Source organism: Paracoccus sp. (in: a-proteobacteria), from assembly GCF_046289755.1.
In the GTDB taxonomy this organism is placed as follows: Bacteria; Pseudomonadota; Alphaproteobacteria; order Rhodobacterales; family Rhodobacteraceae; genus Paracoccus.
Window position 1 is genome coordinate 66895 of the sequence record NZ_JBKBVD010000014.1, and the last position, 14321, is coordinate 81215.

The window sequence follows — 14321 nt, forward strand, 5'->3', positions numbered from 1 at the left end:
GGATCATCCTTCCAGGCTGAGGGCATCGGCGACCAATGCCTCTTGTTCGGCCTTGTGACGCGAGGCGAGGCCGGTGGCGACCGAGGCCGCAGGCTTGCGCCCGGCATAGCGGGGGCGGGTGGTCGCGGCGCCGACCCGTTCCAGCACCCATTCGATATTGGGCTCGACAAAGGTCCAGCCGCCCTGGTTCTTGGGCTCTTCCTGACACCAGACCACCTCGGCCTGCTTGAAGCGGCTGAGTTCCTTGACCATCGACTGGGTCGGGAAGGGGTAGAACTGTTCCAGGCGCAGCAGGTAGATGTCGTTGATGCCAGCCTCGTCGCGGGCTTTCAGCAGGTCGTAATAGACCTTGCCCGAACAGATCACGACGCGGCGCATCTTGTCATCCGCCACCAGTTCGGTGGGCGAGGTGCCGCGTTCGGCATCGTCCCACAGCACGCGGTGGAAGGTGCTGCCGGTCTGGAAGTCCTCGGCCTTGCTGATCGCCAGCGGGTGACGCAGCAGCGATTTTGGCGTCATCAGCACCAGCGGCTTGCGGAAACCCCGCTTGAGCTGGCGGCGCAGGATGTGGAAATAGTTCGCGGGCGTGGTGCAATTGGCCACGATCCAGTTTTCCTCGGCGCAGCCTTGCAGGAAACGCTCCAGCCGCGCGGACGAGTGCTCGGGGCCCTGACCCTCGAAGCCGTGGGGCAGCAGCATGACCAGACCGGACATGCGCAGCCATTTCTTCTCGCCGGACGAGATGAACTGATCGAACATGATCTGTGCGCCATTGGCGAAATCGCCGAACTGCGCCTCCCACATGACCAGATTGTTCGGCTCGGCCAGCGAATAACCATACTCAAAACCCAGCACCGCATATTCCGACAGCATCGAGTCGATGACCTCGTAGCTGCCCTGACCCTCGGTGATGTTGTTCAGCGGGTAATAGCGGTCCTCGGTCTTCTGGTCGACGATGGCGGAATGGCGCTGGCTGAAGGTGCCGCGCGCGCTGTCCTGACCGGCCAGACGGACGCCATGCCCCTCGACCAGCAACGAGCCGAAGGCCAGTGCCTCGGCGGTGGCCCAGTCAAAGCCCTCGCCGGTTTCGAACATCTGCTTCTTGGCCTCCAGCAGGCGGCCCACGGTCTTGTGCAGGTTCATGTCGGAGGGGACGGTGGACAGCGCACGGCCCACCTGGGTCATCACCTCGGGCGCGATGCCGGTTTCGCCCGCGACATATTCCGTGCCCTCGCGCGCCATGCCGGACCATTTGCCGTCCAGCCAGTCGGCCTTGTTCGGCTTGAAGTTCTTGCCCTGCTCGAACTCGTCGGCCAGATGGGCCTGGAAGGTGGCCTTCATGTCCTCGATCTCGCCCTGCGGGATCAGGCCGTCAGCAACCAGACGTTCGGTATAGAGCTGCAGCGTCGTCTTGTGGCCCTTGATCTGCTGATACATGGCCGGGTTGGTGAACATCGGCTCGTCGCCTTCGTTGTGACCAAAGCGGCGGTAGCAGAAGATGTCGAGCACGACGTCCTTCTTGAACTTCTGGCGGAATTCGATCGCCACGCGGGCGGCATGAACGACCGCTTCGGGGTCGTCGCCGTTGACGTGAAAGATCGGCGCCTCGACCATCAGCGCAATGTCGGTCGGATAGGGCGAGGTGCGGCTGAAATGCGGCGCGGTGGTGAAACCGATCTGGTTGTTCACCACGATATGGATGCAGCCGCCGGTGCGGTGACCCTTGATGCCCGACAGTTGCAGACATTCGGCCACGACGCCCTGACCGGCAAAAGCCGCGTCGCCATGCAGCAGGATCGGCAGAACCGCCGTCCGGTCGGTGCGGTCGCCCAGCTGATCGGTCTTCGCGCGCGCCTTGCCCAGAACGACCGGGTTCACGGCCTCGAGGTGGCTGGGGTTCGCGGTCAGCGACAAATGGACGACATTGCCGTCGAATTCCCGGTCCGCGCTGGCGCCGAGGTGATATTTCACGTCGCCCGAGCCGTCGACATCCTCGGGTTTGAAGCTGCCGCCCTGAAATTCGTGGAAGATCGCGCGATAGGGCTTGGACAGCACATTGGCCAGCACCGACAACCGGCCCCGGTGGGGCATGCCGATGACGATGTCCTTCACCCCAAGCGCGCCGCCGCGCTTGATGATCTGTTCCATCGCGGGGATCAGCGCCTCGCCACCGTCAAGGCCGAACCGCTTGGTGCCCATGTATTTGACATGCAGGAACTTTTCAAAGCCCTCGGCCTCGACCAGTTTGTTCAGAATGGCGCGGCGGCCGTTCTGGGTGAACTGGATCTCCTTGCCATAGCCCTCGATCCGTTCTTTCAGCCAGGCGGCTTCCTCGGGGTTCGAAATATGCATGTACTGCAGCGCGAAGGTGCCGCAATAGGTCCGCTTCATCAGATCGGTGATCTGCCGGATCGAGGCGACCTCGAGGCCCAGCACATTGTCGATAAAGATCGGGCGGTCCAGATCGCCGGGGCCGAAACCATAGCTGGCCGGGTCCAGCTCGCCATGATCGGGCGCATTGCGCAGGCCAAGCGGGTCCAGATCGGCATGCAGATGGCCCCGGATGCGGAAGGCGCGGATCAGCATCAGCGCGCGGATGCTGTCCAGCACCGCCTGACGCACCTGCCCCTCGGACAGGGACACGCCCTTTTCCCCGGCCTTGGCGGCGATCTTTTGCGCCGCCGCGCGGGCCTCGGGCTTGGCGCCGGCGGGCCATTCGCCGGTCAGCGCCGCCGTCAGCTCGTCGGCGGGCACCGGCGGCCAGTCGGCCCGCGCCCAGCTGGCGCCCTCGGCCTCGCGCACGGCATCGGACTGCGCGTCGCCCAGATCCCGGAAGAACGCGTCCCAGGCCTGATCGACCGCAGCGGGGTCTTTTGCCCACTGGCCATAGAGCTGCTCGACATAGGCCGCGTTATGGCCCTGAAGAAACGAGGAATCGTGGAAATCGGTGTTTTTTGGCTGCTCGGTCATGGTCAGTCCCCGGTTCAGGGCGGAAAAGGGCGCTCAGGCGCAGTGAATATCGAAGATACGGGCGCCGGGATCGGCGAAAGGGTCAAGGCGCGGCTGCAGTTCAACCCGCAACGGCGCGCGACGTTCCAATCCGCACAGCGCCACGGCGGCGCGGCTTTCGGCATTGGGCGGGGCGGCGGCGGGAAGGTAGATGACGCGCCAGCCGAATTCGCGGCGGGCGACGGTGCGCACCGAGGCGGCGGGCAGGCCCGACGCCTCGTGCAGATTGGTGCGGGCGGGGATGCCGCCGGGCAGGATGTCGGTGGTCATGCGATCGCCGCAGGCCGACAGCGCCATCAGCGCCACAAGCGACATGGCCCGGCCCGAAGGCCCGGTGCGGGTCGGATACGGCAACGTCACAGCGCTGGCCGGTTCCCTGATGTCCACGTCGCTCCCCCTTTTGCCAGCGCGTCCCCCCATACTCAGGTCGGGGGGATGCACTGTCAAATCATCAGCCCTTGATGGCCTTCAGAACCGCTTCGCCCAGACCTGCCGGGCTGTCGGCCACGATGATCCCGGCCTTTTTCATGGCCTCGATCTTGCTTTCCGCGTCGCCCTTGCCGCCCGACACGATCGCACCGGCATGGCCCATGCGACGGCCCGGAGGTGCTGTGCGGCCCGCGATAAAGCCTGCGGTGGGCTTCCAGTTGCCCTTGGCCTTCTGCTCGGCCAGGAATTCGGCGGCCTCTTCCTCGGCCGAGCCGCCGATTTCGCCGATCATGATGATGGATTCCGTTTCCGGGTCATCGAGGAACATGCGCAGCACGTCGATATGCTCCATCCCCTTGATCGGGTCGCCGCCGATGCCGACAGCACTGGACTGGCCCAGACCCACATCAGAGGTCTGCTTGACCGCCTCATAGGTCAGCGTGCCCGAGCGCGACACGACGCCGACGCTGCCGCGACGGAAGATGCTGCCCGGCATGATGCCGATCTTGCATTCGTCGGGCGTCATGATGCCGGGGCAGTTCGGCCCGATCAGGCGCGAGTTCGACCCCGCCAGCGCGCGCTTGACGCGCATCATGTCGAGCACCGGGATGCCTTCGGTGATGCAGACGATCAGCGGCACCTGCGCGTCGATGGCTTCCAGGATCGAATCCGCCGCGAACGGGGGCGGCACATAGATCGCGGATGCGGTCGCGCCGGTCACCGCCACGGCCTCGTGGACCGAGTTGAACACGGGCATGCCCAGATGCTCGGACCCGCCCTTGCCGGGGGTCACGCCGCCGACCATCTTGGTGCCGTAGGCGATTGCCTGTTCGGTGTGGAAGGTGCCCTGAGATCCGGTGATCCCCTGGCAGATGACTTTGGTATTTTTGTCAACGAGAACGGCCATGTTCCGTATCCTTCGTCAGAGTTCTGTTTTCTATCGCCGCGTCAGGACGAGTGTGATTTCGTTCTGGCTCGGCCCGCCCGCGTGGCGCAACAGGCCGATGACCTCAGCTTGACCGGGTGAAGTCTCCCATGCGGCCTCATAGCGGCGCGGAGGAGAAATCTGGCGAGCCGCAGGCCAAGTCCGCGCAATCTCGCGCGAAATCGCACTTGTCTGACCAGTACGCGCCCGTGCCCGCACAGCGCACCTTTTGCCGTCTTCCGTCAGGATCACCATCGGTCGCATGTCAGCCACGACAAAACTGCGGAAGCCGTTGATCCATCCCCCCATGGGAATGTAATCCGTGGCACGCAGTTGCGCGGTGCGTGCAGCACTGTCCGATGGCATTTCAACGCAATAGCGTTTGAACGAGGCAATCAGTGACGCTGGCCGCGTGGCCGGCACCATCAGGTTGGGTGTGATATTGGCAAGCTCCTGGCGTTCTCCGAAAGTTGCGTCGTTTGTTCCCACGCCGCAGCCCGTGAACAACAAGGTCGCGGCAAGTGCCAGCACCCCGCAGCCTTTCCCGAGAGACACCGGGAACGCCATCAGCCCTTGACCGCTTTCACGATCTTCTCGGCGCCGTCTTTCAGGTCATCCGCCGCGATCACGTTCAGGCCGCTATTCGCGATGATCTCTTTGCCCAGCTCGACATTCGTGCCTTCCAGACGCACGACCAGCGGGACCTGCAACCCGACTTCCTTCACGGCGGCGATGATGCCTTCCGCGATGATGTCGCAGCGCATGATGCCGCCGAAGATGTTGACCAGAATGCCTTTGACGTTCGGGTCGCTGGTGATGATCTTGAACGCCTCGGTCACCTTTTCGGTGGTGGCGCCGCCGCCCACGTCGAGGAAGTTGGCAGGCTCGGCACCGAACAGCTTGATGATGTCCATCGTGGCCATCGCCAGACCGGCACCGTTGACCATGCAGCCGATCTCGCCGTCCAGCGCGATATAGTTCAGGTCGAACTTCGAGGCGGCCAGCTCTTTGCTGTCCTCTTCGGTCTCATCGCGCAGGGCCATGATGTCCTGCTGGCGATACAGCGCGTTGTTGTCAAAACCCATCTTGGCGTCGAGGCATTTGATCTGACCTTCGGGGGTCACGATCAGCGGGTTGATCTCCAGCATCTCCATGTCTTTTTCGATGAACATGCGATAGAGATTCTTGACCAGCGCCACGCATTGCTTGACCTGCGCGCCTTCCAGACCCAAAGCAAACGCCACGCGGCGGCCATGGAAATCCGACAGGCCCGAGGCGGGATCGACGCTGAAGCTGACGATCTTTTCGGGGGTGTTCGCGGCCACCTCTTCGATGTCCATGCCGCCCTCGGTCGAGGCGACAAAGCTGACGCGGCTGGTCTGACGATCGACCAGCAGGGCCAGATACAGCTCGCGCGCAATGTCGCTGCCGTCTTCGATATAGATGCGGTTGACCTGCTTGCCCGCGGGGCCGGTCTGATGCGTGACCAGCGTGCGGCCCAGCATCTGGCGGGTCAGTTCCTCGGCCTCTTCGACCGATTTCGCCAGACGGACGCCGCCTTTTTCACCGGCGGCGGCTTCGGTAAAGTGCCCCTTGCCGCGACCGCCTGCATGGATCTGGGCTTTCACGACCCAGAGCGGGCCGTCCATTTCGCTGGCCGCCGTCTTGGCCTCGTCGGCCTTCATCACGATGCGGCCCTCGCTGACGGGCGCGCCGTATTGACGCAGCAGCGCCTTGGCCTGGTATTCGTGGATATTCATCGTGGCCACCTCGTTCGGTTCGACAGATTTGGGGCCTTGTGACACAACCAGTGCGGTCAGAAAAACGAAATCATGGGAAAATCTTCAAAACCGGCGGGATCATGCTTAATGTGATCACAGCCAGAATTGCTGTGATCACAAAGCCGGAGGATGATAGCGCAAGCGGAATGATTCGCGATTTCGCACAGCGCCGGACAGGCCGTGCAAGAGTTTTCGTGCCGCCGTCAGATCAGGCGGCGCAGGCGTTCGCGCAGCTGTCCGCGCAGCCGTTGCAGCGGACGCGGCTGCGCGGAGGGGACTGCTGCGGGCGGCTGATTTTTCAGGATCGCACCGTCGGTCAGCGAGACATGGCGGGTCAGCGTGTGATCCTCCTGCAGGGTGACCGTCAGCCGGTCGACCGTCTTGGGGCCAAGCTCTTCTGCGACGATAAAGGGCCGCATCGGATCGCCCGGTGCCTTCTGGTGCAGCTTGGGCAGATGCAGCAGGCGCGGCGCCGCAAGGCCGCGCGCCGGACCCATGAACGTGCCCAGAAACATCACATTGTATTCGACCGGCAGCGTGTGAAAGCGCAGATGGCTGTGAAACAGCAGATACCGCAGCGAATGCTGGTCGTATTTTTCGGCGCCCGCGTGAAAGACCCGGTGCCATTCACTCAGCAATGCGCGGGTGGCGTCGGTCTTGCGCAGGCCGATGAGGCCGGAATTGGGCTGCGGAAACGCGACCGGCACATCGCCAAGGGGGTGCTGCTGGCGCACGCGCTGGTCGTTGCGGCGCTGTTCCGCGCAGATCGCCAGTTCGAAATGCTCCAGAATGTCGAAGATGTCGTCGATCGGGGCGATGCAGATCGTGTCGCAATCCAGATAGATGGTGCGGTCGAACCGGCTGTTCAGCAACGCCTCGACCTTGGGGCGGCGCGAGACGGTCGCCAATGAATGGACCCGGTCAAAGACCGGGTCCGTCACAGTCGCGTCGGTGAACAGGTCGATCGGCAGGCTGTCGCCGATCACCCGCCTGAGGCTGCGCGCAGAGCGCCGGGCGAGGGTGACGTAATCCGCCCCCGTCGCCGCGTAGACAAAGCCACGCACAGGCTGGTCGCTCATGCGAGTGAGGAATCAATGCCTTTGCAGGCGTCCACAAGACCCTTCACGGCGCTGACCGAATTGTCGAACATCGTCTGTTCGTCCTTGTCCAGCGTGATGTCGATGACCTTTTCGACGCCACCGGCCCCGATCACCGTCGGCACGCCGACATACATCCCCTTGAGGCCGTAGGCGCCGTTCACATAGGCCGCGCAGGGCAGCACACGCTTCTGGTCCTTGAGATAGGCTTCGGCCATCTCGATGGCGCTGGTGGCAGGCGCGTAGAAGGCGCTGCCGGTTTTCAGCAGGCCGACGATCTCGGCGCCGCCGTCGCGGGTGCGCTGGACGATGCCGTCCAGCTTCTCCTGCGTGGTCCAGCCCATCTTGACCAGATCGGGCAGCGGGATGCCTGCGACGGTCGAATAGCGGGTCAGCGGCACCATGGTATCGCCATGCCCGCCCAGAACGAAGGCGGTCACATCGCGCATCGAGACGCCGAATTCGAGGCTCAGGAAGTGGCGGAAGCGGGCCGAATCCAGCACACCGGCCATGCCGCAGACTTTTTCATGCGGCAGGCCGCTGAACTCGCGCAGCGCCCAGACCATCGCGTCAAGCGGGTTGGTGATGCAGATGACAAAGGCGTTGGGCGCATGCTTGGCAATGCCCTCACCCACGGATTTCATCACCTTGAGGTTGATGCCCAGCAGGTCGTCGCGGCTCATGCCGGGCTTGCGCGGCACACCGGCGGTGACGATGCAGACATCGGCCCCGGCGATATCGGCGTAATCATTGGCGCCTTTCATGCGGGCATCAAAACCCTCGGACGGGCCCGATTGCGCAATGTCCAGCGCCTTGCCCTGCGGCGTGCCCTCGGCAATGTCGAACAGGACGACATCGCCCAGTTCCTTCATCGCGGCCAGATGCGCCAGCGTGCCGCCGATCTGCCCCGCGCCGATGAGTGCGATTTTGGGTCGGGCCATGGGTAACCTCCGAATGTCCAGGTGGATTGTTGCGCGGTGGTTAGAGGGTCGCGCAACGAATCGCAAGTGTTCCGCGCCGCACTGCGGCACTGCTATCCCTAACACTTGTCATTTCCCGCGCATGGCGCCAAGGCTTGCACGTCATGCAGGCGGCGGGCAGGAGGGCCGAACATGCCGGAACTGACGCCAGAGGCCTGGATCCTGGCGATTTTGGCCGCCTCGGCGATCGGTCTTGCCAAGGGCGGGCTGGCGCTGGTGGCGGTGATCGCGGTGCCGATCCTGTCGCTGGTCATGTCGCCGGTGCAGGCGGCGGGGCTGCTGCTGCCGGTCTATGTCGTGTCCGATATCGGCGGGCTGCTGGTCTATCGGCGCCATGTCGACCGGGCGGTTCTGCGCTCGGCTTTGCCGGGGGCGGTGATTGGAATCGGCGTGGGCTGGGCCACCGCGCATCTGGTGCCGGTGCAGGGGGTGACGCTGATCGTGGGGGTGATCGGGCTGGTCTTTGCGCTGAACGCGCTGCGCCCGAAGCCGCCGCCGCCCCCCCGGCCCGTCTCCGCTGCGCGCGGCAATTCCTGGGGGGTGCTGGCGGGCTATACCAGCTTTGTCAGCCATTCCGGCGGGCCGCCCTGGCAGATCTATGCCCAGCCGCTGCGTCTGCCCTCGCTGGTCTTTGCGGGCACCACGACGTGGTTCTTTGCGATCGTGAACTGGGTCAAGCTGTTGCCCTATGCCGCCCTTGGACAGCTGTCGCCCGACAATCTGGCGATTGCGGCGGTGCTGACGCCGGTGGCGCTGGTCTCGGTCTGGCTGGGTCTGCGGCTGGTGCGGGTGATCCCGCAGGCGCTGTTCTACCGGCTGATCACCTGGGGGCTGCTGATCGTGTCGGTTCGGCTGGTCTGGCAGGGGGTTGCGGGCTGAGGCGGCCGGGCCTTGCCGGGGGCGGTGGCCGGGGGCGCTTCGCCCCGTCGCCGGCTGGTTCTTGAACCAGTGGCGCACCAACCGGCGACCCCCAGAGGATATTTGGACCAAGGCAAAGATGAGGGTGCGGTGCGCTTGTTCTGAGGGCCGCGGCGGGGCAGGGTGCGGCTGTCTGGTATTCTTGAGGTGTGTGATGGCCCGTCCGATGCGTTCGGCTTTGTATATTCCTGCCGCCAATCCGCGCGCGATGGAGAAGGCGCGGGGGTTGCCCGCCGATGTGATCATCTTTGATCTGGAGGATGCGGTCGCGCCCGAGGCGAAGGTTGCTGCGCGCGATCATCTGGCATCGGCGCTGGCGGGGGATTACGGCGGGCGGCTGCGGGTTGTGCGGATCAACGGGCTGGCGACCGGCTGGGGGGCCGATGATGCGGCCTTTGCCGCGCGGGTTGCCGGGCGGATCGACGCGGTGCTGCTGCCCAAGGTGGGCGGGGCCGGGGATCTGGACCGTGCCGCGGCGCTGCTGCCGGGGCTGCCGCTCTGGGCGATGGTCGAGACGCCGGGCGGGGTGCTGGAGGCGCCCGCCATCGCGGCGCATCCACGGCTGGCGGCGCTGGTGATGGGCACCAATGATCTGGCCAAGGAGCTGAATGCCCGGTTCCGCCCCGATCGCCTGCCGCTGCTGCCGGCGCTTGGGGCCTGTCTGCTGGCGGCACGGGCGCGGGGGCGGGTTGTTCTGGACGGGGTGTTCAATGCCTTTCGCGATGGCGACGGTTTGCGCGCCGAATGCGCGCAGGGCCGCGACATGGGGTTTGATGGCAAGACGCTGATCCATCCCGATCAGCTGGCGATCGCCAATGAGGTCTTCGCCCCCTCGGCCGAGGAGATTGATCTGGCGCGGCGCCAGATTGCGGCCTTTGAGGAGGCCGTGGCCCAGGGCCGGGGCGTGGCGGTTCTGGATGGCCGGATCGTCGAGAACCTGCATGTCGAGACCGCGCGCCGCAGGCAGGCTCTGGCTGAGGCGATTGCGGCCAGCGGCTATTGAGGGCAAGCTGCCCGCTAAGATCGTCCAGCAAGAGGAAGCCAGATGTTCATCCTGATTCTGGGCGTTGCCCTGTGGTGGGCCGCCCATCTGTTCAAGCGTTTCGCGCCCCGGCAGCGGGCCGCGATGGGCGACCGTGGCAAGGGGCTGGTCGCGGGCCTGCTGATCCTGTCGGTCATTCTGATGGTGATCGGTTATCGCGGCGCCTATGGCGCGTTTTTCTGGGGCGCGGGCCCGGCAACGGTCGGCATCAACAACCTGCTGGTGCTGCTGGGCTTCTATCTTTACGCCGCCGACGGCATGAAGACCCGCGTGACCGCGCATCTGCGCCACCCGCAGCTGACCGCCTTTTCGCTGTGGGCCTTTGCGCATCTGCTGGTGAACGGCGATCTGCCCGGCGTGATCCTGTTCGGGGGCCTGCTGGTCTGGGCGCTGGTCGAAATGGTGGTGATCAACCGCGCCGTGCCGGTCTGGACCCGCCCTGCCGGTCCGTTTCCCGCCCGCAAGGAGGCGATGGCCGCCGCAGGTGCCGTCATCGTCACCATTGTCGTGGGCTTGATCCATGGCTGGATCGGGCCCTGGCCCTTTGGAGGTGCGTGATGCCGATGATCTATCGTCTGATCACCGAGGATGACACGTCGCAGTTCTGTCACCGCGTCAGCGAGGCTCTGTCGAAGGGCTGGCAGCTGCAGGGCAGCCCCGCGATGGCATTCGATGCCGCGCGCGGGGTGATGCGTTGCGCCCAAGCCGTCACGAAAGAGATCGAGGCGCCCTATCATCCCGACATGAGGCTGGGGCAGCAGTGACGCACCGTGCTGCGGTGTGGATTCGGGGCGGGTTGCGACGTCCCGCGGCCCGGTTGCGCTAACCATGGCGCGGGTTTGCCATGAATGTGATCGCAACGCCCGCGGACTGTGATCACGCACGGGGCTACTGTGATCACAAAGCGCCCAAATCCGCGCCATTTCCGCGCAGGCTCTGGAATCTGCAAGTGACAGTTGCGAGAAAACAGGCCAAGAGACCAGAAATCGCCAGCCCGTGCGGCCAGCCCGAACCTGATTTGGGCGTCTGCTGCGGGTTCTGTCTGAACCGACAAAGGAGGGCCGCCTCATGGCCGACGTGAACCGGGGTAACCGGCCGCTTTCCCCCCATCTTCAGGTCTATCGCCTGCCGCTGCCAGCGATCACCTCGATCCTGACGCGCATCACCGGCCACGCGCTGGTGGCGGGTCTGCTGCTGCTGGTCTGGTGGCTGGTCGCCGCCGTCAGCAGCCCCGGCGCATTCGCCACAGCCGACTGGGTGCTGCGGTCGTGGATCGGCTTTCTGGTCATGACCGGCTCGGTCTGGGCGCTGTGGTTTCACGCGCTGTCGGGCATCCGCCATCTGTTTTACGACAATGGCATCGGGCTTGAGATCGAGGACGCCAAGCGCGCCTCATGGGGCATCATCATCGGCTCGGTCGCGCTGACCCTGCTGAGCCTCATTATCTTCTTCATCGGCTGAGGGCAGGGAAACATGCGATACATCACCCCCCGCAAGGCGGCCATGGGTCTGGGCTCGGCCCGCTCGGGCACCGCGCATCACTGGAACATCACCGTCAGCAGCTATGCGCTGGTGATCCTGACGCCGCTGTTTCTGATCGCCGTGGGGCAGGGCATCGGCCTGCCGCAGGCCGAGGTCATCGCCCATTTCGGCCGCCCCTTCCCGGCCATCATCACGGCGCTGTTCGTGATCGTGGGCATGCTGCATTTCATCAAGGGCTCGCAGGGCGGGGCGATTGCGGACTATGTCCACGGCACCGCCCAGCAACTGACCATGATCGCCATCGCGGTCTTTGGCTGGGGCGTCATTGCCGCTGCGATCTTCGCGCTGGCGAAGATGGCCTTTACCATCATCGCGATCTGAGGACGACATGGCAGCTTACGAAACCCAAACGCATGAATATGATGTCGTCGTCGTGGGCGCTGGCGGTGCCGGTCTGCGCGCGACGCTTGGCATGGCCGAACAGGGTCTGCGCACGGCCTGTGTGACCAAGGTATTCCCGACCCGCAGCCATACCGTGGCCGCGCAGGGGGGAATTGCCGCCTCGCTGTCGAACATGGGGCCGGACAGCTGGCAGTGGCACATGTATGACACCGTGAAGGGCAGCGACTGGCTGGGCGACACCGACGCGATGGAATATCTGGCGCGCGAGGCCCCCAAGGCGGTCTATGAGCTGGAGCATTACGGCGTGCCGTTCTCGCGCACCGAGGATGGCCGCATCTATCAGCGCCCCTTTGGCGGCCACACGACCGAATATGGCGAAGGCCCCCCGGTGCAGCGCACCTGTGCCGCCGCCGACCGCACCGGCCATGCGATCCTGCACACGCTGTATGGGCAATCGCTGAAACATAACGCGGAATTCTTCATCGAATATTTCGCGCTGGACCTGATCATCACCGATGGCCGCTGCACCGGCGTCGTCTGCTGGAAGCTGGACGACGGCACCATGCATGTGTTCAACGCCAAGATGGTGGTGCTGGCGACCGGCGGCTATGGCCGCGCCTATTTCAGCGCGACCAGCGCCCATACCTGCACCGGCGACGGTGGCGGTATGGTGGCGCGCGCGGGCCTGCCGCTGCAGGACATGGAATTCGTGCAGTTCCACCCGACCGGCATCTATGGCTCGGGCTGCCTGATCACCGAAGGCGCACGCGGCGAGGGGGGCTATCTGACCAACTCGGAAGGCGAGCGTTTCATGGAACGCTATGCGCCGACCTACAAGGATCTGGCCAGCCGCGACGTGGTCAGCCGCTGCATGACGCTGGAGATCCGCGAGGGTCGCGGCGTCGGCGCCGAGAAGGACCATATCTTCCTGAACCTGATGCACCTGCCGCCCGAAACGCTGCATGAACGTCTGCCGGGCATCAGCGAAAGCGCCAAGATCTTTGCCGGCGTCGATGTGACCCGCGCGCCGATCCCGGTGATTCCGACCGTGCATTACAACATGGGTGGAATTCCCACGAACTATTGGGGCGAAGTCCTTAATCCGACAGAAGAAAACCCAGATGCGGTCTTCCCCGGCCTGATGGCTGTGGGCGAGGCGGGCTGTGCCTCGGTCCATGGCGCGAACCGGCTTGGCTCGAACTCGCTCATTGACCTCGTGGTGTTTGGTCGCGCGGCGGCGATCCGCGCCGGGCAGGTGGTGGATCGCGAAGGCGCCATCCCGTCGACCAACACGGTCGAGGTTGATCGCGCGCTGGACCGGTTCGACGGGCTGCGCCATGCGAATGGCACCGTGTCCACCGCCGATCTGCGCGATCAGATGCAGCGCACCATGCAACTGGACGCGGCGGTGTTCCGCACCGACAAGACCCTGGCCGAGGGCATGGGCAAGATGGAGGCCATCGCAGGCAAGCTGGATGACCTGAAAGTGACAGATCGTGGCTTGATCTGGAACACGGACCTGATGGAGACGTTGGAGCTGACGAACCTGATGCCCAACGCCCTGACGACGATCGTCGCGGCAGAAGCCCGCAAGGAAAGCCGCGGCGCACATGCGCATGAGGACTGGCCTGAGCGGGATGACGCCAACTGGCGCAAGCACTCGCTTGCCTGGGTCGATGGGAACAAGGTTAAACTGGCCTACCGCCCCGTCCATCTGGAGCCGCTGACCAAGGCCGAGGAAGGCGGGATCGACCTGCAAAAGATCGCTCCGAAGAAAAGGGTTTATTGATGCGCTTCAATCTTATTGCTGCTTTCGGTCTGGCTGCCGCAACGCTGGCTGGTTGTGTGGCGCCCGTGCCGATGGGCGCGCCTGCCGTGCCTTCCGCCCCGGTGGCCGCGGCTGCACCGACCATTCTGGACGCGGCCTCGCGTCAGGTGGCCCGCAACACGATCAATAGCGAGATGCAGCGCCGTCTGCCGGGCGCGAACACCGCGCCCTATACCGATTGCGTCGTCAACAACGCGACCACGGCCGAATTGATCGACATCGCGCAGATGTCGCGTTCGGGTGTGACCGGCACGGCGGACAGCGTCGCCGCGATCGTCTCGCGGCCTGCCACCACGCAGTGCATCGCGGCTGCGGCACGGACTGCCTGATAACATGAGCGTCGCGCGGACCCTCGGTCTTGCTCTGCTGCCTCTGGGGCTGGTCGCCTGTGGCCCGGTTCCGGTCGCGCAGGCAGAGCAAAGCTGCCT

General features: G+C 64.8%; 15 protein-coding genes. 8 read left to right on the plus strand and 7 right to left on the minus strand.

What is annotated here, in order from left to right:
* Nucleotides 1-3: 3 nt before the first annotated feature.
* The 7 genes from ACK41U_RS07580 to mdh all read right to left on the minus strand — a co-directional run bounded on the left by ACK41U_RS07580 (nucleotide 4) and on the right by mdh (nucleotide 8182).
* Nucleotides 4-2970: a 2-oxoglutarate dehydrogenase E1 component gene (locus ACK41U_RS07580; RefSeq protein WP_409677858.1), complete on the minus strand. Its 2967-nt coding sequence runs from the start codon at nucleotides 2968-2970 to the stop codon at nucleotides 4-6.
* Between the two features lie 33 nt (nucleotides 2971-3003).
* Nucleotides 3004-3396, minus strand: coding sequence for a hypothetical protein (locus ACK41U_RS07585; protein ID WP_409677860.1), 393 nt, complete (start codon nucleotides 3394-3396; stop codon nucleotides 3004-3006).
* A 64-nt stretch (nucleotides 3397-3460) separates the two neighbouring features.
* Nucleotides 3461-4345, minus strand: a complete 885-nt coding sequence (sucD, locus tag ACK41U_RS07590; protein ID WP_409677863.1) for a succinate--CoA ligase subunit alpha — start codon at nucleotides 4343-4345, stop codon at nucleotides 3461-3463.
* A 30-nt stretch (nucleotides 4346-4375) separates the two neighbouring features.
* The gene (locus tag ACK41U_RS07595; protein WP_409677866.1) at nucleotides 4376-4894 is read right to left on the minus strand and encodes a hypothetical protein; all 519 of its coding nucleotides are present in this window, start codon (nucleotides 4892-4894) and stop codon (nucleotides 4376-4378) included.
* A gap of 35 nt (nucleotides 4895-4929) precedes the next feature.
* The gene (gene sucC / locus ACK41U_RS07600; protein ID WP_409677869.1) at nucleotides 4930-6123 is read right to left on the minus strand and encodes an ADP-forming succinate--CoA ligase subunit beta; all 1194 of its coding nucleotides are present in this window, start codon (nucleotides 6121-6123) and stop codon (nucleotides 4930-4932) included.
* 224 nt (nucleotides 6124-6347) lie between these two features.
* Nucleotides 6348-7223, minus strand: coding sequence for a putative nucleotide-diphospho-sugar transferase (locus ACK41U_RS07605; RefSeq protein WP_409677873.1), 876 nt, complete (start codon nucleotides 7221-7223; stop codon nucleotides 6348-6350).
* On the minus strand, nucleotides 7220-8182 hold the full coding sequence (gene mdh / locus ACK41U_RS07610) for a malate dehydrogenase (RefSeq protein WP_409677876.1): 963 nt from the start codon (nucleotides 8180-8182) through the stop codon (nucleotides 7220-7222). Before mdh ends, ACK41U_RS07605 begins: the two co-directional genes overlap by 4 nt.
* Before the next feature lie 171 nt (nucleotides 8183-8353).
* On the opposite strand from mdh, the gene ACK41U_RS07615 reads away from it, so the two are divergent.
* From ACK41U_RS07615 to ACK41U_RS07650, 8 genes are all read left to right on the plus strand, one after another.
* Complete coding sequence (locus ACK41U_RS07615) at nucleotides 8354-9100, plus strand: sulfite exporter TauE/SafE family protein (RefSeq protein WP_409677878.1); 747 nt, start codon at nucleotides 8354-8356, stop codon at nucleotides 9098-9100.
* 193 nt (nucleotides 9101-9293) lie between these two features.
* Nucleotides 9294-10142, plus strand: coding sequence for an HpcH/HpaI aldolase/citrate lyase family protein (locus tag ACK41U_RS07620; RefSeq protein WP_409677881.1), 849 nt, complete (start codon nucleotides 9294-9296; stop codon nucleotides 10140-10142).
* A 42-nt stretch (nucleotides 10143-10184) separates the two neighbouring features.
* Nucleotides 10185-10739, plus strand: coding sequence for an NnrU family protein (locus tag ACK41U_RS07625; RefSeq protein WP_409677884.1), 555 nt, complete (start codon nucleotides 10185-10187; stop codon nucleotides 10737-10739).
* On the plus strand, nucleotides 10739-10945 hold the full coding sequence (locus tag ACK41U_RS07630; RefSeq protein WP_409677887.1) for a DUF1737 domain-containing protein: 207 nt from the start codon (nucleotides 10739-10741) through the stop codon (nucleotides 10943-10945). Before ACK41U_RS07625 ends, ACK41U_RS07630 begins: the two co-directional genes overlap by 1 nt.
* A gap of 304 nt (nucleotides 10946-11249) precedes the next feature.
* Entirely contained in the window at nucleotides 11250-11642 is a 393-nt protein-coding gene (gene sdhC / locus ACK41U_RS07635; RefSeq protein ID WP_409677890.1) for a succinate dehydrogenase, cytochrome b556 subunit, read from the plus strand.
* Nucleotides 11643-11654: 12 nt separating this feature from the next.
* Nucleotides 11655-12044 carry a succinate dehydrogenase, hydrophobic membrane anchor protein gene (locus tag ACK41U_RS07640; RefSeq protein WP_409677892.1) on the plus strand — a complete coding sequence of 130 codons (390 nt, stop codon included), beginning with the start codon at nucleotides 11655-11657 and terminating at the stop codon, nucleotides 12042-12044.
* Between the two features lie 7 nt (nucleotides 12045-12051).
* The gene (gene sdhA, locus ACK41U_RS07645; RefSeq protein WP_409677895.1) at nucleotides 12052-13854 is read left to right on the plus strand and encodes a succinate dehydrogenase flavoprotein subunit; all 1803 of its coding nucleotides are present in this window, start codon (nucleotides 12052-12054) and stop codon (nucleotides 13852-13854) included.
* The gene (locus ACK41U_RS07650) at nucleotides 13854-14222 is read left to right on the plus strand and encodes a hypothetical protein (protein ID WP_409677898.1); all 369 of its coding nucleotides are present in this window, start codon (nucleotides 13854-13856) and stop codon (nucleotides 14220-14222) included. The genes sdhA and ACK41U_RS07650 overlap by 1 nt, the downstream gene beginning before the upstream one ends.
* Nucleotides 14223-14321 lie beyond the last annotated feature (99 nt).